This is a genomic window from Thioalkalivibrio sp. ALJ3 (genome assembly GCF_000377205.1).
Classification (GTDB): Bacteria; Pseudomonadota; Gammaproteobacteria; order Ectothiorhodospirales; family Ectothiorhodospiraceae; genus Thioalkalivibrio.
In genome coordinates, this window is record NZ_KB897913.1 from 1 (window position 1) to 23,475 (window position 23,475).

Annotated in this window: 23 protein-coding genes and 1 other RNA gene; 16 read left to right on the forward strand and 8 right to left on the reverse strand. The window is 67.0% G+C overall.

Annotated elements, in window-relative coordinates; all coding sequences use genetic code 11:
- Positions 1–417: 417 nt before the first annotated feature.
- The gene (gene gorA, locus C935_RS0112415; protein ID WP_018862816.1) at positions 418–1,818 is read right to left on the reverse strand and encodes a glutathione-disulfide reductase; all 1,401 of its coding nucleotides are present in this window, start codon (positions 1,816–1,818) and stop codon (positions 418–420) included.
- Positions 1,819–1,983: 165 nt separating this feature from the next.
- On the reverse strand, positions 1,984–2,733 hold the full coding sequence (locus C935_RS0112420) for a glutathione peroxidase (RefSeq protein WP_018862817.1): 750 nt from the start codon (positions 2,731–2,733) through the stop codon (positions 1,984–1,986).
- 247 nt (positions 2,734–2,980) lie between these two features.
- On the opposite strand from C935_RS0112420, the gene ffs reads away from it, so the two are divergent.
- From ffs to C935_RS0112445, 6 genes are all read left to right on the forward strand, one after another.
- Positions 2,981–3,077: signal recognition particle sRNA small type (ffs, locus tag C935_RS13225), an RNA gene on the forward strand.
- 86 nt (positions 3,078–3,163) lie between these two features.
- Entirely contained in the window at positions 3,164–4,951 is a 1,788-nt protein-coding gene (dnaX, locus tag C935_RS0112425) for a DNA polymerase III subunit gamma/tau (protein WP_018862818.1), read from the forward strand.
- Positions 4,952–5,001: 50 nt separating this feature from the next.
- Positions 5,002–5,328 carry a YbaB/EbfC family nucleoid-associated protein gene (locus tag C935_RS0112430; RefSeq protein ID WP_018138490.1) on the forward strand — a complete coding sequence of 109 codons (327 nt, stop codon included), beginning with the start codon at positions 5,002–5,004 and terminating at the stop codon, positions 5,326–5,328.
- A 36-nt stretch (positions 5,329–5,364) separates the two neighbouring features.
- Positions 5,365–5,955, forward strand: coding sequence for a recombination mediator RecR (recR, locus tag C935_RS0112435; RefSeq protein WP_018862819.1), 591 nt, complete (start codon positions 5,365–5,367; stop codon positions 5,953–5,955).
- A 77-nt stretch (positions 5,956–6,032) separates the two neighbouring features.
- Positions 6,033–6,377, forward strand: coding sequence for a histidine triad nucleotide-binding protein (locus C935_RS0112440; protein WP_018862820.1), 345 nt, complete (start codon positions 6,033–6,035; stop codon positions 6,375–6,377).
- A 105-nt stretch (positions 6,378–6,482) separates the two neighbouring features.
- Positions 6,483–7,295: a hypothetical protein gene (locus C935_RS0112445; RefSeq protein WP_018862821.1), complete on the forward strand. Its 813-nt coding sequence runs from the start codon at positions 6,483–6,485 to the stop codon at positions 7,293–7,295.
- 10 nt (positions 7,296–7,305) lie between these two features.
- Here C935_RS0112445 and rsgA read toward each other — a convergent pair whose 3' ends face one another.
- The 3 genes from rsgA to C935_RS0112460 form a co-directional block, all read right to left on the reverse strand.
- On the reverse strand, positions 7,306–8,151 hold the full coding sequence (gene rsgA / locus C935_RS0112450; RefSeq protein ID WP_018862822.1) for a ribosome small subunit-dependent GTPase A: 846 nt from the start codon (positions 8,149–8,151) through the stop codon (positions 7,306–7,308).
- A gap of 81 nt (positions 8,152–8,232) precedes the next feature.
- Positions 8,233–8,568 (reverse strand): 4a-hydroxytetrahydrobiopterin dehydratase, encoded by a 336-nt coding sequence (locus C935_RS0112455; protein WP_018862823.1) that lies wholly within the window; start codon positions 8,566–8,568, stop codon positions 8,233–8,235.
- The gene (locus C935_RS0112460) at positions 8,561–8,866 is read right to left on the reverse strand and encodes a cytochrome c (protein WP_018862824.1); all 306 of its coding nucleotides are present in this window, start codon (positions 8,864–8,866) and stop codon (positions 8,561–8,563) included. The genes C935_RS0112455 and C935_RS0112460 overlap by 8 nt, the downstream gene beginning before the upstream one ends.
- A gap of 143 nt (positions 8,867–9,009) precedes the next feature.
- Between C935_RS0112460 and orn the strand changes: the two genes are divergently transcribed.
- Positions 9,010–9,576 carry an oligoribonuclease gene (gene orn, locus C935_RS0112465; protein ID WP_018862825.1) on the forward strand — a complete coding sequence of 189 codons (567 nt, stop codon included), beginning with the start codon at positions 9,010–9,012 and terminating at the stop codon, positions 9,574–9,576.
- 885 nt (positions 9,577–10,461) lie between these two features.
- On the opposite strand, the gene asd is transcribed toward orn, so the two are convergent.
- Positions 10,462–11,316, reverse strand: coding sequence for an archaetidylserine decarboxylase (gene asd / locus C935_RS0112470; protein ID WP_018862826.1), 855 nt, complete (start codon positions 11,314–11,316; stop codon positions 10,462–10,464).
- Between the two features lie 78 nt (positions 11,317–11,394).
- Between asd and prmB the strand changes: the two genes are divergently transcribed.
- Both prmB and dapB read left to right on the forward strand, forming a co-directional pair.
- Positions 11,395–12,282, forward strand: a complete 888-nt coding sequence (prmB, locus tag C935_RS0112475; protein WP_018862827.1) for a 50S ribosomal protein L3 N(5)-glutamine methyltransferase — start codon at positions 11,395–11,397, stop codon at positions 12,280–12,282.
- 43 nt (positions 12,283–12,325) lie between these two features.
- Positions 12,326–13,120: a 4-hydroxy-tetrahydrodipicolinate reductase gene (gene dapB, locus C935_RS0112480; protein WP_018862828.1), complete on the forward strand. Its 795-nt coding sequence runs from the start codon at positions 12,326–12,328 to the stop codon at positions 13,118–13,120.
- A gap of 12 nt (positions 13,121–13,132) precedes the next feature.
- Here dapB and C935_RS0112485 read toward each other — a convergent pair whose 3' ends face one another.
- Together C935_RS0112485 and C935_RS0112490 are read right to left on the reverse strand one after the other, a co-directional pair.
- Positions 13,133–13,396: a hypothetical protein gene (locus tag C935_RS0112485; protein ID WP_231367707.1), complete on the reverse strand. Its 264-nt coding sequence runs from the start codon at positions 13,394–13,396 to the stop codon at positions 13,133–13,135.
- Positions 13,397–13,455: 59 nt separating this feature from the next.
- Positions 13,456–14,583, reverse strand: coding sequence for a metal-dependent hydrolase (locus C935_RS0112490; RefSeq protein ID WP_018862830.1), 1,128 nt, complete (start codon positions 14,581–14,583; stop codon positions 13,456–13,458).
- 124 nt (positions 14,584–14,707) lie between these two features.
- On the opposite strand from C935_RS0112490, the gene C935_RS0112495 reads away from it, so the two are divergent.
- From C935_RS0112495 to C935_RS0112525, 7 genes are all read left to right on the forward strand, one after another.
- A complete protein-coding gene (locus C935_RS0112495; RefSeq protein ID WP_019572170.1) occupies positions 14,708–18,385 on the forward strand; it encodes a hydantoinase B/oxoprolinase family protein in 3,678 nt (1,225 codons plus the stop codon).
- A 65-nt stretch (positions 18,386–18,450) separates the two neighbouring features.
- On the forward strand, positions 18,451–19,488 hold the full coding sequence (locus C935_RS0112500; RefSeq protein WP_018862832.1) for a cyclopropane-fatty-acyl-phospholipid synthase family protein: 1,038 nt from the start codon (positions 18,451–18,453) through the stop codon (positions 19,486–19,488).
- Between the two features lie 5 nt (positions 19,489–19,493).
- Positions 19,494–20,267: a DUF1295 domain-containing protein gene (locus C935_RS0112505; RefSeq protein ID WP_026278793.1), complete on the forward strand. Its 774-nt coding sequence runs from the start codon at positions 19,494–19,496 to the stop codon at positions 20,265–20,267.
- 187 nt (positions 20,268–20,454) lie between these two features.
- On the forward strand, positions 20,455–21,186 hold the full coding sequence (gene minC / locus C935_RS0112510; RefSeq protein WP_018862834.1) for a septum site-determining protein MinC: 732 nt from the start codon (positions 20,455–20,457) through the stop codon (positions 21,184–21,186).
- A gap of 369 nt (positions 21,187–21,555) precedes the next feature.
- A complete protein-coding gene (minD, locus tag C935_RS0112515; RefSeq protein ID WP_018862835.1) occupies positions 21,556–22,365 on the forward strand; it encodes a septum site-determining protein MinD in 810 nt (269 codons plus the stop codon).
- A 2-nt stretch (positions 22,366–22,367) separates the two neighbouring features.
- Complete coding sequence (gene minE / locus C935_RS0112520; protein ID WP_018862836.1) at positions 22,368–22,625, forward strand: cell division topological specificity factor MinE; 258 nt, start codon at positions 22,368–22,370, stop codon at positions 22,623–22,625.
- Positions 22,626–22,777: 152 nt separating this feature from the next.
- Positions 22,778–23,475: NAD-dependent epimerase/dehydratase family protein (locus tag C935_RS0112525; protein ID WP_018862837.1), on the forward strand; the 698-nt coding region annotated here is incomplete at its 3' end.

A 23,475-nucleotide genomic window follows, 5' to 3' on the forward strand; every position in this document is an offset into this window, starting at 1 on the left:
CGCTCGAGTCGCTTTTGCGTGGGAACAAGGCGCGGTGACTGCCGTGCAGTCATTCTGCACAAAGGAGCCGCAACGCCGTTCCCGCGCAAAAGCGGCCGAGCCCCTGCTTTCAATAGCTTGTGGGGTTGGTGCCCCCTGTTCCCCGATCCTGCGTTGCGCCGCTTGCGGGTAGAACCACTACCCGCTGCACGACGCGCCTTGTCTCGGAAAACAGGGGGCACCAACGCGGACGTGCGATTAAATCAGCGTCTCCCTAGGCAAGTGCGGGCCACCGCAGAGGCCTGAAGGATACCGGCGAACGACTGGATTCGGCTTGCCGGAATCGTTTCGCTGTGGCCTTGGGCAACACAGGCACGCCGCCCCGGCGCTTTGCACAGGGGCGGCGTTTTGTCGTTGACGGGCCGGCGGCGGGGCCGGTCAGGCCGCCTTGGCCTTGGCGAGTCCGGTCTGGCGGCCTGGACGGGCCTCCTTGAGCGTGACCAGTTCCTCGGCGCTGGTCGGGTGCAGCGGGATGGTCAGGTCCAGGTCACGCTTGGTGGCGCCCATGCGCACGGCCACGGCAAAGCCCTGCAGCATTTCGTCGACGTGGGGGCCGATCATGTGTATGCCGACGACCTTTTCGTCCTCTTCGGCACAGACCAGTTTCATCGCAACCGGCGGGGTCTGGCCCTCGGCGAATGCGCGGTCGAGGCCGCCGAACTGGGTCTCGTAGACGCGCACCGAGTCACCGAACCGTTCCACGGCCTGAGGCTCGGTCAGCCCGACCATGCCCGCGGTCGGATGGGTAAAGGTAACCGTGGGAATCTGCTCGTAATCCACGGGGACCGGGTTCTTCTCCGGGGTGTACCAGTGGTCCGCCAGACGGCGACCCGCCGCGATCGCGACCGGCGTCAGTGGAGCCTTGCCAATAATGTCGCCCAGGGCGTAGATGCCGTCGACGTTCGTGGCCTGCCATTTGTCCACCGGGACGGTGCCATCGCGGGCGATCTCGACACCGGCTTCGTCCAGGCCCATGTCGCCGGTGGCGGGTTTGCGCCCCACCGCCCACAACACCTTCTCGTACGGACCCAGTTCCTGGCCGTCCTCGATCTTGACGGTCACCGCACCGGGCTTGCCGCCCAGGCCGGCGACCTTCACGCCCAGATGGCGGCGGATACCCTGGTGCTCCATGTGCTGATCCAGAACCTGCGAAACCATCGGGTCGAACATTTCCAGTACGCGGTCCTCCATCGCGACCACGTCGGTCTTTACACCCATCGAGCACAGCATGCCGGCCATCTCCAGGCCGATGTAGCCGGCGCCGATCACCGCGATGGATTTCGGCAGATCGGTCCATTCGAAGAAATCATCGGAAGTCGCGCCCAGTTCGGCGCCGTCCAGCGGCGGCACGAGCGGGGCGCCACCCATCGCCAGTACGATCCGCTTGGCGGTGTACTCGGTACCGCTCTCGCTGATTACCTTGTCCTTGCCGGTCAGGCGGGCACGCTCGGGAATGTGGGTGACGCCCAGTTTCTCCAGGTGCCCGGCCCAGAACTGGTTCAGGTCCTTCAGCATGGCCCGGCGCTTTTTCGCCAGGTCCGCATAGCGGACGCCCTTGAGTTCGACATCCACGCCAAACTCGTGTGCGTCACGGGCCTGCGCCGCATGCTCGGCCGCGTACCAGGTGAGCTTTTTCGGCACGCAGCCTTCGTTCACGCAGGTGCCGCCGAGTGGTTTCGGATCGAACACGGCGACGCGGGCGCCGTGTGGCGCGGCACGTTCGGCTACAGCCAGGCCGCCGCTGCCGCCGCCGATCACGATGATGTCGTAGTGTTCCATTTCGCTTCCTTGAAAGGTTCTGAAAAGTCCCGGTGTTCAGGTCGTCAGGTTTGCCATCCGGATCGGGAGGCCCGCGCAATGTGGTGTCCCGATCCGGATGGCCACCCATGCTTCGGGTGACCACCGGGGCGGCTGTAACCCCGCCCGGGGTCGCTGCAGGACGGCTTACGCCGCTTTCTTCTCGCGGGAGATCCACTCCTGCAGGTCTTCCGATCCGCCGATGCGGTGGCCGCCGACGAACACCTGCGGCACAGTCATTGCCCCGGTGGCGGCGCGCAGGCTGCGCAGGCTGGCATCGCGGCCCAGCACAATCTCCTCGTATTCGAGACCGGCATTCTCCAGCATCTCCTTGGCGCTGGCGCAGTATGGGCAGCCCGGTTTGGTGAAGACGACCACGTCTTCGGGGCAGGCCGCCTCCGGCGCGACGTGCGCAAGCATCGTGTCGGCGTCGGAAACCACGAAGGGGTCGCCCGGCTCGTCCGGCTCGATGAACTGCTTTTCGATCACGCCGTCGCGCACCAGCATGGAGTAGCGCCAGGAGCGCCATCCGAAGCCGAGGTCGCTCTTGTCGACCAGCATGCCCATTTGCTCGGTGAACTCGCCATTGCCGTCGGCGATGAACGTCACGCGGTCGGCCTGCTGATCGGCCTGCCAGGCCTCCATCACGAAGCCGTCATTGACCGAGATGCACACGATCTCGTCGATGCCGTGCTTCTTGAACACCGGCGCCAGCTCGTTGTAGCGCGGCACATGGGCCGAGGAGCAGGTCGGGGTGAACGCGCCCGGCAGGGCAAAGACGATTACGTTGCGGCCCTTGAACAGGTCTTCCGAGCGCACGTCGTTCCAGTCGTTGTCCTTGCGGCAACGGAAAGTCACTTCCGGTACGCGCTGGCCTTCGCGATTTTCGAGTTCCATGGGGTGTCTCCTTGTTGAATATCCGTTTGTGCTCAATTGTCACAGATGAAGATTTCTGTCGGGCCGGTGTAGTTCCCGGCTACGGAGATCAAGGTAAGGCCTGGCCCTTGATTGATCCAGTTTTGTGTTTCTATTGTGTTATTAGGCTTGGGCTATCGCCTGTGCTTGACGTCACCAGGCCAAACCCGGAAGCTTGCGGCCCCGATTCGAGTTCGCCTCGATTCGAGGACCGCGTTATGGTGGTCCGTATCAGTCCCCTCGCGACGACAGGTTGTGAATCCCGCCAGGCCCGGAAGGGAGCAACGGTAGCAGCTGCGTCGGGCGCCGGGGTGTGGCGGGTGCGGGCCACCACCCTTATCCCTGCGGCCCGGATTCCTGCGGTGATAGCCCCGCACGCGGGCACGCGGAAGACTGCACTGACGGGGGAGGCATGAGTCACCAGGTTCTGGCCCGCAAGTGGCGTCCCGGTCGTTTCGAGGACCTGGTCGGGCAACCGCATGTGGTGCGGGCCCTTGCCAATGCCCTGAGCGGGGATCGCCTGCATCATGCCTACCTGTTCGCCGGGACGCGCGGCGTGGGCAAGACCACGATCGCCCGCATCCTCGCGCGCTGCCTGAACTGCGAGACGGGTGTCACGCCGACCCCCTGCGGCGAGTGCCGCTCCTGCGTCGAGATCGCCGAGGGACGGCATCTGGACCTGATCGAGGTCGATGCCGCATCGCGCACCCGCGTGGACGACACCCGCGAGCTGCTGGACAACGTCTCCTATGCCCCGACCGCGGGGCGCTTCAAGGTGTACCTGATCGACGAGGTGCACATGCTCTCCGAGAAGAGCTTCAACGCCCTGTTGAAGACGCTGGAAGAGCCGCCGGATCACGTCAAGTTCCTGCTCGCCACGACCGATCCGCAGAAGCTGCCGGTCACCGTGCTGTCACGCTGCCTGCAGTTCAACCTCAAGCCGATGCCGCCGGCGCTGATCGCCGAGCACCTGACGCGCATTCTGGAGGCCGAAGGTCTGCAGGCCGAGCCGGGTGCGCTGCTGCGCCTGGGCGAGGCGGCCGAGGGTTCCATGCGCGACGCGCTGAGCCTGACCGATCAGGCCATCGCCTACGGCGGTGATCGCCTGACCGAGGCCGATGCCTGCGACATGCTGGGCCTGCTGCCACGAACCCGTCTGACCGGGCTGCTGGATGCGGTGTTCGCCGGTGATGGCCCCGGTCTGATGCAGGGGTTGCAGGAACTCAAGGGCCTGGGGCCCGACTGGTCGCGCCTGCTGGACGAACTGGCGGCTCTGGTGCATCGCGTGGCCGTGGAACAGCTGGTGCGCGGTGAGGGTGGTGCCGAGGATGACGATGCCGCCGAGCGCTGGGCGCGCGAGACCGCAGCCCGGGTGGACCCGGAAACCCTGCAACTGACCTACCAGATCCTGATTCACGGGGGCCGCGACCTGCCCTGGGCGCCGGATGCGCAGATGGGGGTGGAGATGACCCTGCTGCGCCTGCTGGCCTTTCGGCCGGAAGGGCCAGGCGAAGGCGCTGCCCCCGCCGAGCGTCAGGGTGCCACGGCGGCTGCTTCGCGATCCGGCCCGATGGTGGATTCGGCCACGGCCCGGCCCGATGCCATGGCGTCACAACCGACTGCGCCCTCCGCGTCGGAACGGTCGCGTGAGCGGACACCAGAACAGGTGCGCGAGCCGGCCGCCGGGCCCGGGGCGGCTCCGTCCGTGCAGTCGGCTCCGGATGCCACGTCCGCCCCGCGTCCGGTATCGAATGCCACGCCGTCCGCGGCGCCGGATCCGGACTCCGGACCTTTCGACTGGCACCGCTTTGCTGAAGGCCTGCCAACCGGAACGGTTCGCGAACTTGCGCTGCACGGTGAATTGCAGCAACTGACTGACGAAAGCGTCGTTGTTGCCGTGGCCCCAGGTACGCTTCATACCGAGCGGACTCGGGTGCGCCTGAAGGCCGCACTGGAAGAGCGGCTCGGGCACTCGGTACGGCTGGAGATTGTCGACCAGTCACAACCATCGGAGGCCACGCCCGCTGCCCGGCTTGCGGCTGACGCGGCCGAACGTCAGGCTAGCGCCGAGACGGCGATGCGCGAGGATCCGGTGGTGCAGGCCCTGGGCGAGGCCTTCGGGGCCGAGCTGGGCGCGGTGCGAATACGCGAGGACCGCGCGGGCGACTCGGCGCCCGACGGCTCGTCACCCGCGTCGTAATCGATTGAACGATAACCCCTGCGCGAGGCGTGGGGCAGGAGAGCGAAATCATGATGAAAGGTGGCATGGGTGGCCTGATGAAGCAGGCCCAGAAGATGCAGGAAGACATGCAGAAGATGCAGGCCGAGCTAGCCGAGATGGAGATTGAGGGCCAGGCGGGCGGCGGTCTCGTGAGTGTGCTCATGACCGGCAAGTACGCGGTGCGCCGGGTCAAGATCGACCCCAGCTTGCTGGAGGACGACCGCGACATGATCGAGGACCTGGTGGCCGCGGCGATCAATGACGCCGTGCAGAAGGTCGAGTCCACCACCCAGGAGCGGATGGGCAGTCTGACCGAGGGCATGGGTCTGCCGGCCGGGATGAAGCTGCCGTTCTGATCGTGCCCCCCTGGGTCGGAACAGGCGCGGCGCGTGATGGACACTGAACTCGACGAACTGGTGCAGGCGCTGCGCTGCCTGCCGGGTGTTGGTGCCAAATCCGCGCGGCGCATGGCGCTGCACCTGCTGGAGCGTGACCGCGACGGTGCGCGCCGGCTGGCGCGCGCAGTCGACCAGGCCGTCGAGCGCGTAGGGCACTGCCAGGTGTGCCGCACGCTGACTACCGCCGAGGTCTGTCCTCGCTGTGCCGATCCCGAGCGCGACCCAGGCGTGATCTGCGTGGTCGAGAGTCCGGGCGATGTCATGGCCATCGAGTCGGCGACCGACTTTGCCGGCCGTTTCCACGTGTTGCTCGGGCGGTTGTCGCCGCTGGATGGCATTGGTCCCGAAGAGCTGGGTCTGGATCGGTTGGAGGCGCGGCTGCAGGAACAGGGCGTACGCGAGCTGATCCTGGCGACCAATACCTCGGTCGAGGGCGAGGTCACCGCGCACTACCTGGCCGAAATGGCCGCCCGTCACGGCATTCGTGCCACGCGTATCGCGCAGGGAGTCCCTACGGGCGGTGAACTCGAGTATATCGACGCCGGTACCCTCGCGCATGCCCTGTCCGGGCGCCGCGAATACTGAGCCGCCTGCGCCGTTGGCGCGTTGAATCCATTACCATTCCCTGATATAAATCCGCTCCGTTCATGCGGGAGACGACGATGGCTGACTGCATTTTTTGCAAGATCGTCGCGGGGGATATCCCGGCGAAGGTCGTGTTCGAGGACGACCAAGTCCTGGCCTTCGAAGACCTGAATCCCCAGGCTCCGACGCATGTGCTGGTGATCCCGAAACAGCACATCGCCACCCTGAACGAACTGAGTGCCGAAACCGCGCCGGTCATTGGGCATATGACGCATGTGGCGGCACAGATTGCACGCGATCGCGAATTTGCGGAAAACGGTTATCGAACCGTGATGAACTGCAACCAAGACGGTGGCCAAACGGTCTACCATGTACACATGCACGTACTGGGCGGTCGCGCGCTGAGCTGGCCCCCGGGCTGATCGAGACAACACAACACGGACGATACGGGCGTGACGCGACGGAATCATCACGGTGAAGCCAGGCAAGCAGCGCGAGGCAACAGTCCGCAGCTGGCGTCTGCCCGTGTGCCGCTCGCGCTGGCACTGGCCGTATGTTTCGGGCTTGCCGCGACCAGCGTGGCCCACGCCGATGACCGCTATTCCCTGACGTACACCCCCACAGGCACAGAGTCGACGCTCGGTGGCTCGGATCGTGTCGATGAAGTCGAGTACGACTCCGAAGGTGGAACTGTAGTCGACCCAGTCGGCATGGAGCCAATCGGTGGCGCGGGCCGATCCGCGCCGAACGTCCTGCCGATGACCGATCCGGAGCCCGCCTCGGCGAGTCGCGACTGGCGCTATCAGTTGACCCTGCGTACGGAGACCACCGGTAGCCTGCCAGGTGAGGAAGCCGGCATGGGGGTTCTCGCCAGCCGTCTGTTCGAGATAGAAGGGGGTTACCACCAGCAACTGGGCGCCGGTTTTGGATATGGCCTGAATCTGGGGATCGGTATGGAGACCCGTCCGGGCTGGTCGGACTTGGGCCCGGAAAGCGAATCCACGGCCTATTTCACGGACTTCAGCTTCGGCCCCACCTTTGCGTCCGGGCGCTTTGACAGCCAGTTCCGCATTGGCCTGCGTCAGCCGCTCGCGGGGGAGGACGATGCCCTGGGCTTCGGCTATGGCAGCCGCCATCGCGAGCTGGGTCGTAGCGCGGGGTATCTCAGCATCGACAGCCGTCTGCGTCTGCAGAACCAGTCCGAACTGTCATTGAGCCTCTACTACGACGACTATTCGTTGAATACCTCGAGCGACTGGATGTCCGACCGCCTCGACTTCGAGAGCACCCGTGATCCGTCTTCGTCGGTGATCGGCGTGGAGATGGGGCTGACGTTCTAGCCGGTTGAATCTAGCGTTTCTCCAGCGTCTCCAGTAGCGCATTCCAGGCATCGAGCCGAGCCGCTGGCAGGGTGCCTTGATCAACGGCCTCCCGCACCGCGCAGCCGGGTTCGGTCTGATGGCGGCAGTTGCGGAATCGACAGTTCTCCCCAAGCACTTCGATATCCGGAAATCCGCGCACTAGTGCATCAATGGATTCCAGTTCCGGCGTAAAGTCGCGTACACCCGGCGAATCGATCCACGCCCCACCCCCTGTCAGTGGATACCACTGCGCGGTGACCGTCGTGTGGCGGCCCTCGCCGGACGCCGCGAGATCCCCCGCTTCCGGAAGCTTGAGATCGCCGCGACCATGGCGCTCGAGCAGCGCCGCGATCAGCGACGATTTGCCCACCCCGGACTGTCCGATCAGGATGTTGGTATTTCCCCTTGCCGCCTCGGCGAGGGCGTCCAGCCCGTAGCCACTGCGGGCGCTGACATGCAGGGGGTCAAGGTCCAGGTGGGCGTACGGCGCCAGCCAGTCCGCGGGCGCGGCGGGCCCTGCGTCCTGCTTGTTCACCAGGATCCGCGGCCTGGCCGGGAGGTTGTACACCGCGACCAGGAAGCGGTCGATCAGATAGCGTGCCGGCATCGGGGAGGGCGCGATCACGATCCAGACAGTGTCGATGTTGGCGGCGATGACCTTGCGCCGCCCAAAACCGTCCTGGCGTACCAGGGTGTTGTCCCGGGGCAGGCGAAGCTGGATCTGTTCGCCGCCCGCGTCCATCTCCACGCGGTCGCCGCAGGCGAGATCCTTCAGTCGTCGGTGCAGACGGACCCGCTGCGGCACCGTGTCCTCCGGCGCCGCGATGTCGGCCATCTGGTTGTGGCGGGCGTAAACCCGACCGGTCCGGCTCAAGGGGCCGGACCGGCCAGTGCCGGTGTCGCGTTCGTCAACGAGCTAGTCAAAGAGCGCATCGATGCGGGCGGCGCAGATAAAGTCGTTCTCCGTCAGGCCGCCCACCGCGTGGGTCGAGAATTGCACCGAACAACGGTTGTAGCCCACTGCCAGGTCCGGGTGGTGGTCTTCCACATGGGCGATCCAGGCCACCGCGTTCACGAACGCCATGGTCTCGTGAAAGTTCTTGAATTTGAAGCTTCGCTGGATGCTGCGGCCAGCCTCGTCGATGCCCCAGTGGCTGTCCAGTTGACCGAGGCCGCGCTCGGCGTCCTCGCGCGACATCGGCTCGGTGAACCCTTCGCAGGCCTGGCAGTGCTTGGTCTTCAGATCACTCATCGAACTGGTAGTACTCCGAATTCAGGTAGGACACCACCGCGTTGATCTCGTCGTCGAACCAGTTGGTGCCCAGTTGTGCGTTGCAGTTGTTCACCTGCCGGACCAGATGGTCATAGTCGCCGACGATCCGGTTGTCGCGCGTGTACAGGTCCGTACCGTTGCCTCCGACCATGTCGGCATGGCAGCTGATGCAGTTGTCCTGATGCAGGTTCTTGCCCTTCTGGATGTCATCGGCCTGGGCCGCGCCCAGGGAAAATCCGAGGCCCAGGGCCGCAAGGCTTGAGATGATCAGTCGCATGATTCCCTCCTTCGTGGGGAATGGATCGGGCGGGGCCACGAGGCCCCGGGAAGACGCCGGTGCGAATGGCGCAGCTGCGCGATACCGTCAGCGTCGACCTGAACCATGATGATAGACTTCGAGCGCACAGGAAAGGAGCAGGCATGGCAGCGAGCGCCGAAAACCTGATCTGGATCGACCTCGAGATGACCGGGCTGGACCCGCAGAACGACCGGATCATCGAGGTGGCGACCATCATCACCGACAAGGAACTGAACATCCTGGCGGAGGGGCCGGTCCTCGCCATCTACCAGCCGTCCGATGTGCTGGATGCGATGGACGAATGGAATCGGCGCACGCATGGGGCTTCCGGCCTGATCGAGCGCATCCGTCACAGCAGTACGGATGCGGCCGCCGCCGAGCGCGAGACTATTGCCTTCCTGTCCGACTATGTGCCGAAAGGGGCCTCGCCGATGTGCGGGAACTCCATCTGTCAGGATCGGCGTTTCATGGCGCGCCTGATGCCGGAGCTGGAGGCCTATTTCCACTACCGCAATCTGGACGTCTCCACGCTCAAGGAGCTGGCCCGGCGCTGGGCACCGGACGTGCTCTCGAAGCTGCAGAAGAACGCCTCGCACCAGGCGTTGCAAGACATCCGCGACTCCATCGACGAACTCCGCGTCTACCGCGAGCACTTCATCCAGCTGCCGCCCGCCGCCGCCCACGACTGACCGTGCTTCGTCTTGCCCTGCGCTCTAGGGCTAGGCCTGGTTCGTCCTCTGGAGTTTACGGTGCCTTCGGCCGGCCGCCTGCCTGCGCTGTTTCGCCAGCGCACCGCGAGGTACTTTCTTGCTTGCCCAAGAAAGTACCCAAAGAAGGGCACCCGGATTCCGCCCGGGAACCTTGCTCCAGGGCCCTCGGGCCGGCGGCGCTGAAACTCGCTGCGCCTTTGGCTTCGCTCAGACAGTCAGCGCCTTTTTTCCGTCCCGAGGACCCTTCCGCAAGGGGCTTCATACGGGGGATGAAGGTCAAGACAACGGCGGCCCTAAAGTCTGCACCAGTGGATGGAGGCTGGGTGTTCGGACATCTTGGCACGCGCGGTCTTCGGCCCTGGCGTGCCGCGCCCGCCAGGGGGCGCCAGATCCCATCGTAGGATGCTGATGAGCGCAGCGAATCGCATCAGGGTTGCCCCGGCGTTGGCAGGGTGCGTTTCGCTGCGCTCAACGCACCCTACAGCTCGGGGCTTACCGCAGAGGCTGGAATACCACTTGTTTTGACCTTTCCTCCCGATATGAGCCCCTTGTGGAGGGCGTGACAGGCCGGAGAAAAGGCGCTGACTGTCTGAGCGAAGCCAAAGGCGTAGCGAGTTTCAGCGCCGCCGGCCTGGCGCGTCCGGAGCAAGGTCGCCCGGGCGAATCCCGGGCGTGTTTCTTGGTTACTTCTTTGCACGAGCAAAGAAGTAACTCGCGGTGCGCTCGCGAGTGAGCGCAGGCAGGCGGCAGGCCGCAGCCACCGTAAACTCTAGAGGCCGAACCAGGCCCAACTTCAACGGAACTGCCAACCGACCGCAGGCGGCTGCACTAAGACCGGCGCCAAGAGCGGCCGGCAGGTGGAGGCTAGTAGAAGCGACCGAGGGCGCCGCGGACCTGCACCTCGGTCTCCGGCGTCAGGTGCTCCCCCAGCTCCAGCGGATGCTCCGGCAGCAGCAGGACCACCGACGAGCCGAGGTTGAAGCGCCCCATCTCGGCCCCGCGCTCGAGCGTGATCTCGCGATCCGGGTATTCGCTGCAGCTGTAGGGCTGCCCGGCCGGAGGCGTAACCTCGCCCGCCCAGACCGTCTCGATCGAGCCGACGTTCTGGGCCCCGATCAGGGCGACGGCCATCGGCCCGAAATGCGTGTCGAAGCAGGCCACCACGCGTTCGTTGCGGGCATACAGGCGCGGGACATGGCGCACGATCCGTGGCGCGACCGAGAACAGTCGACCGGGCACATGCAGCATGTGGGTCAGCGTGCCGGTCAGCGGCATGTGCAGCCGATGGTAATGCCGTGGCGACAGATAGAGCGTCACGAAATGGCCATGCCGAAACGGTTCGGCAAGGTCCTCCTCACCGCCCAGAAGCTCCCGCACCGTGTAGTGGTGACCCTTGGCCTGAAAGATCTGGCCGGCCTCGATGCGCCCGGCCGCGCTGACCCGGGAGTCCGCGGGGCTCGCGACCGTGTTGTCGTCACCCGCCAGGGGGCGGGCGTCCTCGCGCAGCGCCCGTGTGAACAGGGCATTGAAGCTGGGGTAGGCCGCGATGTCGGGCTCCGCCGCCTCGTCCATGTTCAGCCCGTACTGGCGGACGAACCAGCGCAGTAGTGGCTGGACACGGGGGCTCTCGATACGCGCCAGGCGGTGCACCACCCGGGACAGCGCGTGCTGCGGCAGCAGGTGGGAAGCTCGGGCCAGCCAGGGGTCTAGGGCACTCATCGGGATACTCGGTTCGGGCGCACGGGACGGAAGCGAGCCGGTATGATGACGGCCCCCACGCCAATGGGAAAGGCCCAAATGGAATCCACGACAGGACTGCGCACGCTGCGCGACTTCATCCGCTTTGGCGCGAGCCAGTTTCGCGCGGGCGGGCTGAGCTTCGGCCACGGGACGGACAACGCCTTCGACGAGGCCGCCTGGCTGGTGCTGCATGCGCTGCATCTGCCGCTGGATCTGCCCGAGAGTTGGTGGTCGTCGAACCTGAGCGAGGCCGAACGCACGCGGGTGATTGCGGTGCTGCGCACGCGCATTGAGACACGCAAGCCGGCGGCCTATCTGACCGGAGAGGCCTGGTTTGCCGGGCTGCCATTCTTTGTCGACGAGCACGTGCTGGTGCCGCGCTCGCCCCTGGCGGAGTTGATCGCCGTCGGGTTCGAGCCATGGATCGAAGCCGATTCGGTCGAGCGCGTGCTGGACCTGTGCACGGGCGGCGGCTGCATTGGCATCGCCACGGCGCTGGCCCTGCCGCAGGCACAGGTCGATGTGAGTGACGTCTCCGAACCGGCGCTGGCCGTGGCGGCGCGCAACATCGAGCGCCATGACGTTGGCGACCGCGTGCAGGTTCGGCACTCCGATGTCTTCGAGGCGCTGGGGCCGGAGGATCGCTACGACCTGATCGTGAGCAATCCGCCCTATGTCGATGCCCGCGACATGGCCGAGCTGCCGCAAGAGTACCGCCACGAGCCCGAACTGGGCCTGGCCGCGGGCGAGGACGGGCTCGACATCGTGCGCCGTATCCTGGCCGGTGCCCGCCGCCATCTGACCGAGGACGGTGCGCTGATCGTCGAGGTCGGCAACAGCCAGCCCGCGGTTGAGGAGGCCTTCCCCGACCTGCCGCTGATCTGGCTGGAGTTCGAATCCGGCGGCCACGGGGTCTTCCTCGCGTATGCCCGGGATCTTCCGTAGTCTTCGCGGGCTGGGAATGAACAGAAACGAAGGGAACACGGCAATGATTCGAGTGGCAGTGGCAGGCGCCGCCGGGCGCATGGGGCAGAACCTGGTGCAGGCCGTCGAGGATCACCCCGAAGGCACGCTGGGGGCGGCGAGCGAGCGGCCGGGCAGCGAACGTCTCGGTACCTCCGTGGGATCGACGGCCCCGGTCCAGCTGGTCGAGGACCTGGCGACCGTGGCCGATGACTTCGACGTGCTGATCGACTTCACCAGCCCCGCGGCGACCATGCAGCACCTGGAGCTGTGCCGCATGCACGGCAAGGCGCTGGTGATCGGTACAACAGGCCTGGATGCTGCGCAGGAGCAGCGGCTGCGTGACGCGGCCGGGGCGATGCGCATCGTCTATGCGCCGAACATGAGCGTCGGTGTGAACCTGACCTTCAAGCTGGTCGAGCTGGCCGCCCGCGCCCTGGGCGACAGCGTGGACGTCGAGATCCTCGAGGCGCACCACCGGCACAAGGTGGATGCCCCCTCGGGTACGGCCCTGAAGCTCGGCCGCGTGGTGGCCGAGGTCCTGGGACGCGACCTGGAACACGACGCCGTCTACGGCCGCGAGGGCCAGACCGGCGCGCGTGACCGGCGCACCATCGGATTCGCGACCGTGCGCGCCGGCGACATCGTGGGCGAGCACACCGCGCTGTTCGCCGGCGAGGGGGAACGCATCGAGATCACCCACAAGGCCTCCAGCCGCGGGATTTTCGCCGCGGGTGCGGTGCGTGCGGCGATCTGGCTGGCCGGCGCCGATCACGGCCTGTACGACATGCAGGACGTGCTGGGGTTGCGAGAACTCTAGACGTCAGTAGCGTCAGCTGCGCGGTTTGAAGCCCGGCGGGTGGCGCGCGATCCAGGCGACGAAGTCCTGCACGACCGGTTCGGCGAGCAGCGCCTCCGCGGTGTTCAGACGCTCGGCCAGGGTCTGCTCGTCGAAGTGCTTGTGGATGTGGTCGTGGCAGGGGCGACAAACCCAGAGGATCCGTTGTTCGCGCTCGCTGCGACTGAACAGGCGCTGGATGCGCTTGCGCCGGTGTTGCTTGCGCGGGATCAGGTGATGCCGCGTCAGGTCATCCATCGTTCGGCCGCACAGTTCGCAGGCCAGTGGCGGGCCGGACACGCTTGGCTCGCCCTGGCTCACGGCATGTCGTGCGCGCCCCCGGCAGGAGGCGACGTGCGTCCATCCATGCGACAGCGCGGGGGCGGCTCGGTGATCGCATAGGCCGGATCGCCCAGGTCCATGATGCAGGGTGCGCCCTCGGGATCGACGATCCGCTGCAGCATGCCGCCGAGGGCGTCGAGGCTGTCGCGCCGGGGCAGCTCGCCGATTGCACGCGAGGTAATCGGCTCCCAGTCGCCGTTGCGGTCCTCTGCGATCTCGAAGCCGAACGGGAAGAAGCCGGGCGCCCCCAAGCGGATGTCGGTGACCACGAGCCGGTCCGGGCCCTCGTCATGCGTGGCGCGATGAAAGCGCAGGAAATCGCCGGAGAACCACTGCAGGCGCTGCCCGTCGTCCAGGGCCAGCGCGGCCTCGCGAAGCTCCTGGTCGCCGCGTTCGAAGCGTTCGAAGTCGGGCCGGATCGGCTCGTCGAAGATGCCGACCCAGGCATCCAGGAACTCGTCGTCGTTGATGACCGTGATCCGCCACAGGAGCAGGTTGAACGGCGTCGGCTGGATCAGTCGCGGCTGGTCGTCCAGCTCCATTGCGGCCAGCGCGGGCTGGATGCGGTGGTCGATCCAGGCCTTCAGTGCCAGGCCGGAGCCGGCATAGACGGTCGACAGCACCAGCCCGGCGACCAGCAGGCGCGGGGCGAAGCGGTAGAACAGCGCTCCGATCGCCGCGACCAGCAGCGGCAGGGTGTAGAACGGGTCGATCACGAAGATCGAGCCCGTGGACAGGGGGCCGACCGGCAGCGGCCATAGCACCTGGGTGCCGTAGGTGGTCAGCAGGTCGTTCAGCGAGTGCGTGGCCCAGATCAGGAAGAAGAACAGCCACCAGCGGCCAAAACCCATCTCCCGCGTCGCCGGGATCTTTGCGAGCAGCCCCGCGACGCCGGTAGCCACTAGCAACTGCACCAGCCAGGAGTGGGTAAAGCCCCGGTGGTGGATGAACTCGGATACCGCGTCCCCGTAAGCTATGAACGCGTCCAGGTCGGGCAGCAGCGCGACACCGGCCCCCAGCACTACGGCCTTGCGCCCCAGGCGGGAGCCGAGGGTGAGGCCGCCGATCACGGCGCCGAGACTGGCGTGGGTAATGGGGTCCATGCGCGATATTCCTTCGTTTAGGGAAACGTTGATCTATCAGCGTTTCCTTGGCGGCTCGACGATTACGGAGCCTGCGACCGGGCCGCGGGGCGCGAGTTCGGGCGATCAAACCAGAGCGGTGGACATGACTCAAGCCACAGTGGCGAAAGACTGGCATTTCTGGGTGGATCGGGGCGGGACGTTCACCGACCTGGTCGCACGTGATCCGTCGGGGCGCCTGCACACCCGCAAGCTGCTGTCGGAGAACCCGGAGGTCTACCGCGATGCGGCCGTGCAGGGAATTCACGATCTGCTGGGGCTCTCCGCCGACACTCCCATTCCGGAGGGCGTGGTACACGAGGTGCGCATGGGCACAACGGTGGCCACCAACGCCCTGCTCGAGCGCAAGGGGGAGCCCACGCTGCTGGTGATCACCGAGGGGCTGGAGGACGCGTTGGCGATCGGCCATCAGGCGCGCCCCGAGCTGTTCGCCCGCGAGATCCGCCTGCCGACACCGGTCTACGCGCGGGTGGAGCCGGTGCGCGAGCGGGTGAATGCGGCCGGCGAGGTCCTCATCCCGGTCGATCTGGACGCGCTGCGGCCGCGGCTGCAGGCGGCGCTGGAAGACGGCATCCGCTGCGTGGCCATCGTCTGCCTGCATGGCTATCGCTACCCGGCGCACGAGCAGGCGATCGCCTCGCTGGCGCGCGAACTGGGTTTTGCCGAGGTTGCGACCAGCCACGCGACCAGCCCGCTGATCAAGCTCGTCCCGCGCGGCGAGACCACGGTGGTTGACGCCTATCTCTCGCCGGTGCTGCGCCGCTATGTCGAACAGGTCGCGGGCGAGTTGGGCCGCGTGCCCCTGCGCTTCATGCAGTCGCATGGCGGGCTGGTGGACGCGGCGCGGTTTCGCGGTCGCGACGCGATCCTGTCGGGACCAGCCGGGGGGATCGTCGGGGCACTCAAGACCGCCGGCCCGCTCGGTTTCGAACGCCTGATCACCTTCGACATGGGTGGCACCTCCACCGACGTCGCGCACCTCGCGGGGGCGCTGGAGCGCCGCCAGGAGAGCGAGGTGGCCGGTGCGCGGCTGCGCGTGCCCATGCTGGATATCCATACGGTTGCGGCCGGCGGCGGGTCGATCTGCCGCTTCGATGGCATCCGCCTGCGGGTGGGCCCGGAGTCCGCCGGCGCCCAGCCCGGACCCGCCTGCTACGGCCAGGGCGGGCCGCTAACCGTGACCGATTGCAACCTGCTGCTGGGACGGCTGCGCCCGGAGTATTTCCCGGCGGTGTTCGGGCCGGATCGCGACCGGCCGCTGGATCCGGAACCGGTGCGCCGACAGTTCGCAGAGCTGGCCGCCGAGGTGGCGGCCGCGACCGGGGAGCCCGCGACCCCGGAGGGCCTGGCCGAGGGGGCGCTGCAGATCGCAGTGGAGCATATGGCCCAGGCGATCAAGACCATCTCGGTGCAGCGCGGGCATGACGTCTCGCGTTATGCGCTGGTCTGTTTCGGTGGCGCCGGGGGGCAGCACGCCTGCCGCGTGGCGGAGCAGCTGGGTATGCGGCATATCCTGTTCCATCCGCTCGGTGGCGTGCTGTCCGCCTACGGCATGGGACTGGGCGAGTTGCGCGCCCTGCGCGAACGCAGCCTCGAATGGCCGCTGGACGAGCCGCATGCCGGGGCGATCGAGTCCGCCCTCGCGGAACAGGCCGAGGCCGCCCGCGCCGCGCTGGCGGAGCAGGGCGTGGCGGCGGAGGACATGCGCATCGAGCGGCGGCTGCATCTGCGCCTGGCCGGATCGGACACCGCGCTGGAGGTGCCGGCGGGCGAGCCCGCGGCGTTGATGGCCGCCTTTGCCGAGGCCTACCGCGCGCGCTACGGCTTTGCCCCGCCGGATCGCGACCTGGTTGTGGCGATCGCGACGGCCGAGGCGATCGCTACCCCGCGGGAGACCGCATCGGAGCGCATGGCGGCATCGGCGGCCCGTGGGCCTGCGCCGGAGGCGGATACGGTCGCGATGGTCATCGACGGGGAACAACGCCATGTGCCGCTGTACCGGCGGGAATCGCTGCAGCCCGGCATGACCCTGGCCGGTCCGGCCATCGTGATCGAGCCGACCGCGACGCTGGTGCTGGAGCCCGGCTGGGCCGGGTGCATCGAGGCGGACGGGACCCTGCGGCTGGATCGCGAGCGGGGCAGCCCACGGCGTCCGGGCGCGGCGGCAACAAGCCCCGAGTCCGTCCCGCGCGATCCGATCCTGCTGGAGGTGTTCAACAACCGCTTCATGGCGATCGCCGACCAGATGGGCTTCACCCTGCGCAACACCGCGCACTCGGTGAACATCAAGGAGCGCCTGGATTTCTCCTGTGCACTGTTCGACGCCGAGGGCCGTCTGGTCGCCAATGCCCCGCACATGCCGGTCCACCTCGGCTCCATGGGGGCCAGCGTGCGCGCGGTGGTGGAGGCGTTCGCGGGCGACCTGCGCCCGGGCGATGCCTTTGTGTTGAACGACCCCTACAACGGCGGCACCCACCTGCCGGACATCACGGTGGTCACGCCGGTGTTCCTGGATGGCGGCGAACAGGTGACCGAGGATGCGTCTGCAGCGGCCGGTGCCCCCGCGTTCTTCGTCGCCTCGCGCGGGCATCACGCGGATGTTGGCGGCATCACCCCGGGCTCCATGCCCGCGTTCTCCACCTGCCTTGAGGAGGAGGGCGTGCTGATCCCGCCCACCCGGCTCGTGCGCGACGGGGTGTTCGACAGCGACCGTCTGTGCGCACTGCTCGGCGAGGGCCCGTGGCCGGCGCGCAACCCCGATCAGAACCTCGCCGATCTCGAGGCCCAGGTCGCGGCCAATCGCAAGGGACTGGAGGAGCTCGGCCGGCTGCTGGATGAATACGGCGCGGCCACGGTAACGGCCTACATGGGCCACGTGCTGGACAACGCGGCCGAGGCCGTGGAACGGCTGATCCCGAGGCTCGAGGCCGGCCGGTTCGTGTACGCGATGGACAACGGCGCGGAGGTGCAGGTACAAGTCGCCCCCGATCCCGCCGACCGGCGCCTGCGCATCGACTTCACCGGCACCAGCGCGGTACGCGAGGACAACTTCAACGCGCCGAGCTCCATCGTGCGCGCGGCGGTGCTGTATGTACTGCGCACCCTGCTGGAGGATGCGATCCCGCTGAACGATGGCTGCCTGGCGCCGGTGGACCTGGTCATTCCGCAGGACTGTCTGCTGAACCCGGCGCCGCCCGCCGCGGTGGTGGCCGGCAATGTCGAGACCTCGCAGGTGGTCACCGATGCCCTGTTTGGGGCGCTGGGCGTGCAGGCGGCGGCCCAGGGCACGATGAACAACCTGACCTTCGGCAATGCCGACTACCAGTACTACGAGACGATCGCCGGCGGGGCCGGCGCGGGGCCGGGTTACGCCGGGGCCAGTGCGGTGCAGACGCACATGACCAACTCGCGGCTGACCGATCCCGAGGTGCTGGAGAGCCGCTTCCCGGTGCGGGTGGAGCGCTTCGCCTACCACCGCGGCTCCGGGGGGCAGGGGCATTATGCAGGCGGCGACGGGGTGATCCGCCGGCTCGGGTTCGACCAGGCGATGGAGGTCGTGCTGTTGTCCAACCGTCGCCGGGTGCCGCCGTTCGGGGTCGCCGGTGGTGGGCCGGGCGCGCCGGGGGAGGACGTGATCCTGCGCGCCGACGGCACGCGTGAGCCGATGTTCGCCTGCGATCGCCGCCATGTAGAGCCAGGGGACGCGATCGAGATACGCACGCCCGGCGGCGGTGGGTACGGAGATCGTCGGAGCGACGCGTAGGCGTTGTATCGCGGGAACCGGTCACATTCCCCGGGGTCCATGTTGCACTCAAGGGGAGATGCGGCATGCAGCGGATGATGGACTGGGCGGAGCAGGGACGCGTGCCGGACATGCTGGTGCGCGCGGGGATCCGCCTGCTGCTGGCGGAGCGTCTGGCAGAGGTCTCCGGCACGGTCGAGGCGACCATGGAGCGGCGCTACGCCCTGATCGAGTCCATGCGCGCGGCCCCCGTCGCCCTGTCCACCGATATCGCCAACGAACAGCACTACGAGATCCCCGCCGCCTATTTCGAACAGTGCCTGGGCCCGCGACTCAAGTACTCCAGCGCCTGGTGGCCGGAGGGCGTCGACAGCCTCGATGCGGCCGAGGTCGCGATGCTGCGCCTGACCTGCGAGCGCGCGGGGATTGCCGATGGCCAGCGGGTGCTGGAACTGGGCTGCGGCTGGGGGTCGCTGTCGCTGTGGATGGCCGAGCAGTACCCTGGCGCACAGATCACCGCCGTCTCAAACTCCAATACCCAGCGGGCCTTGATCGAGGCCCGCTGCGATGCCCTGGGGCTTGCGAATCTAGAGATCCTGACCGCGGACATGAACACGTTCGCTCCGCCGGAGCCGGGCTTTGACCGGGCGGTCTCGATCGAGATGTTCGAGCATATGCGCAACTGGCCGGAACTGCTGCGGCGCATCGCCGGGTGGCTCAATCCCGGCGGGCGGTTCTTCATGCATGTGTTCGCCCATCGCGAACACGCGTATGTGTTCGAGTCCGAGGGCGAACACGACTGGATGGGGCGGTACTTCTTCCGCGACGGCCTGATGCCGTCGGACGACCTCGCGCGGCATTTTCAGGAGGACCTGCGGGTGATCCGTCAGTGGCGCGTCGGTGGGCAGCACTACGCCCGCACGCTCAACGCCTGGCTGGCCCGCCAGGATCGCGCCCGCGACACGCTGATGCCCCTGTTCGAGACGGCCTATGGTGCACAGCAGGCGGCACTCTGGTTCCAGCGCTGGCGGATCTTCTACATGGCCTGCGCGGAGTTGTTTGACTACAGCGGCGGCGATGAGTGGTTCGTCTCCCATGTGCTGTTCGAGCGGCCGGGGGGCTGAGCGCGATGGAGGCACTGATGGCGTTTCTCTGGGGGCTTCTGGCCAGCCTGGGCCTGATGACCCTGGTCTGGGCCGGCAGTGTCTGGCGCCACGACGCCAGTCTGGTCGACCGCTTTTGGGGCCTGGGCTTCGTGGTCGTGACGCTGGTCTGGTGGGGGCTTGCGGGCTGGCCGGCGCAGGGCCTCTGGATCGTGATCCCGGTGCTGGTGTGGGGCCTGCGGCTGTCGCTGTTCATCACCTGGCGCAACTGGGGTCACGGCGAGGACGGGCGCTATACCGACATGCGCGAGGGGCTGTCGAACCGGGCCTTTGTGGCGCGCAGCCTGGTCACGATCTTCTGGCTGCAGGGTGCTCTGGTCGCCGTGATCGGCCTGCCGATGCTGGCGGTGACCAATGCCGCGAGCATCTGGTGGCCGCTGGCGGCGCTGGGTGCGGGGGTCTGGGCGCTGGGCACGCTGTATGAATCGGTCGCGGACGCACAGATGGCGCGCTTCCGGGCCGACCCTGCAGGGCGGGGCGAGGTCATGGACCAGGGCTTATGGCGCTACAGCCGCCACCCGAACTACTTCGGCGAGATCGTCGTCTGGGTGGGCTACGGGATGCTCGCGCTGGCCGCCGGGGGCTGGTGGGCGGTGCCCTCGGCGATCCTGATGATCGTGCTGATCCTGCGTGTGTCGGGCGTCACGTTACTGGAAAAACGTATGCATGCCTCGCGGCCGGGCTATGCGGAGTACGCGCGGCGCACCAACACGCTGATCCCGGGGCCGCCGCGACCGTGATCCGCCGCTGATTTCGCTGGCACTCCCTTGCTGTAGTTTCCCCGTCCGCGCTATAAAGCGCGCATCTTTCCGGTCTTCTGACGCGCGTCGGAGGCCGAGTTTCCCGATCGCCGATCTCACAGCAGGGCCCTACGCACGCATGAGCGCTACGCCGAGTCCCGTCCAGACCATTGAACTGAAAGGGCGCATGATGCTGGTGTCGGTGCTGCGGGTGTTCCAGACCGACCCCCGCCAACTCGGCGAGCAGCTGATCGCGCATCGCGAACAGGCCCCGGACCTGATGCGCGACATGCCTATCGTGCTGGATCTCGAGCCCGTGGCCGAGGCCCCCGAGAGCGACCTGCAGGCGACCATCGAGCAGGTGCGCGCCGAGGGCTTCAAGCTGATCGGCCTGCACGCGGGCGAGGTCGCCGAGCGCCTGCAAAGCTATTCCGAACTGTTCGACGTCCTGCCCGTGCTGCAGCTGGGCGGTCGCGGCGGCGCGCCCAGTGGCGAGGTGCCCCTGGATGAAGGCGAGGCCCCGGAGCCGCCGCCGAGCAAGAAGGGCAAGAAATCCACGGACAAGGCGACCGAGGCCGCCCCCGCGGTCCACAGCGCGACCCGTGTGGTGGACCGACCAGTCCGTTCGGGGCAGCAGATCTATGCCCGCGGCGGCGATCTGCTGGTGACCGGCGCGGTATCCGCCGGGGCCGAACTGCTGGCGGATGGTCACATCCATGTGCTGGGTCCGCTACGCGGGCGGGCACTTGCCGGGGTACGGGGTCTGGAGACGGCGCGGATCTTCTGCCGGCGGCTGGATGCGGAGCTGTTGTCCATCGCCGGGCATTATCGGGTGGCCGAGGATATCGCCGAGTCCGAGCGCGGCGAGAATCGGCTGGTGACACTCACGGGCGAAAGCCTCAAGATCGCTGAAATCTGAGCGAGCGGCGTAGAGGGCCGTTCGGCCTTGCACATGCCCTCGCACGACGACTAAGGGAAACGCTGATGAATGTACACACTCGCGTTGGTACCCCAGGTTTTCCGAGACAAGGCGCGTCGTGCAGCGGGTAGTGGTTCTACCCGCAAGCGGCGCAACGCAGGATCGGGGAACCTGGGGTACCAACCCCACAACCGATTCAATGCCGGGGCTCGGCCGCCAGTTGTTATCAAAAACGGGCGCGCGAACGGCGTTGCGGCTCGCTTATGTAGCTCGGCTACACTGCGCTCACCGCGCCTTGTTCGCACGCAAAAGCGACTCGAGCGCGAGTGCGTACATTCATCAGCGTTTCCCTAAGGAGAAGCAGCCACCATGGCACGCATCGTAGTGATTACCTCGGGCAAGGGCGGGGTCGGCAAGACCACCACCTCTGCCGCGATCGCCACCGGTCTGGCCCTGCGCGGCCACAAGACGGCCGTGATCGATTTCGACGTCGGCCTGCGCAACCTGGATCTGATCATGGGCTGCGAGCGCCGTGTGGTGTACGACTTCGTCAATGTGATCAATGGCGACGCCAACCTGAAACAGGCGCTGATCCGCGACAAGCGCGCGGAGAACTTGCATATCCTCCCGGCCTCGCAGACGCGCGACAAGGATGCCCTGACGCAGGACGGCGTGGAACGCGTGTTGAACGAACTGTCCGAGGATTTCGAATACATCATCTGCGACAGCCCGGCGGGCATCGAGCGGGGCGCGCTGATGGCGGCCTATTTTGCCGACGAGGCCATCGTGGTCACCAACCCCGAGGTCTCCTCGGTGCGCGACTCCGACCGCATCCTCGGCATCCTCGCCAGCAAGACCCGGCAAGTGGAACAGGGCGGCGAGCCGATCCAGGGGCGTTTGCTGCTGACCCGCTATGCCGCGGAGCGCGCCGCGCGCGGCGAGATGCTCAGCATCGAGGATGTCGGCGAGATCCTGGCCATCGACCTGCTGGGTGTGATCCCCGAGTCGCAGGCCGTGCTGAATGCCTCGAACGCCGGTCTGCCGGTGGTGCTGGACGAGGAATCCGATGCCGGACAGGCCTATCAGGACGCGGTGGACCGCTTCCTGGGCGAGGAGCGTCCCCTGCGCTTTGTCGATGTACCGAAGAAGGGCTTCTTCGGACGCCTGTTCGGGAGCTGATCATGGGTATCTTCGATTACTTCCGCCAGCCGCGGCAGAAAAGCGCCAGCGTTGCCAAGGAACGCCTGCAGATCATCGTGGCGCGGGAACGCGCGGCCCGGGGCGGCCCGGATTATCTGCCCGCGATGCAGCAGGAGCTGCTGCAGGTCATCCGCAAATACGTGAAGGTCGACGATGACGCCGTGCAGATGAACGTCGACCGCGAGGGCGACTGCGAGGTGCTGGAGTTGAATATCACCCTGCCCGATGATCGGGGCTAGCATATGTTCAGCCCGTCTCTCTCTGTAGGAGCTCAGCCCCCTGAGCGATGGGGAGCCAGGCCCGGCCCCCATCGGCCAGAGGGCTGGCCTCCTACGGTGGGTTGCCCCGGCCCCCATCGGCTTAACATCGGCATAAGGCACATGATCCGTCCATGAGAATCCTGGTCACCGGCAGCGCCGGTTTTATTGGCAGCGCCCTCTCTCTGCGCCTGCTGGAACGCGGCGACGAGGTCATCGGCGTCGACAATCTCAACGACTACTACGATGTCTCACTGAAAGAGGCGCGCCTGGCGCGCACCCAGGACCACCCGGGCTATACCGAGGTCCGCGAGGACATCGCCGACCGCGCGGCGATGGACCGGGTGTTTCGCGAGCACCGCCCGGAGCGGGTGGTGAACCTGGCGGCCCAGGCCGGGGTGCGTTACTCGCTGGAGAACCCGGCGGCCTATGTCGACACCAACCTGGTCGGTTTTGGCAACATCCTGGAGGGCTGCCGGCACAACGGCGTGGAGCACCTGGTCTATGCCAGTTCCAGCTCCGTCTACGGCGCCAACACCACGATGCCGTTCTCGGTGCACGACAACGTCGACCACCCGCTGAGCCTCTACGCCGCGAGCAAGAAGGCCAACGAATTGATGGCGCACACCTACAGCCATCTCTACAACCTGCCGGTCACGGGCCTGCGCTTCTTTACCGTCTATGGCCCCTGGGGTCGCCCGGACATGGCGCTGTTCCTGTTCACCCGGAAGATCCTGGCGGGCGAGCCGATCGACGTCTTCAACTACGGCCACCACCGGCGCGACTTCACCTACATCGACGACATCGTCGAGGGCGTGATCCGCACGCTGGA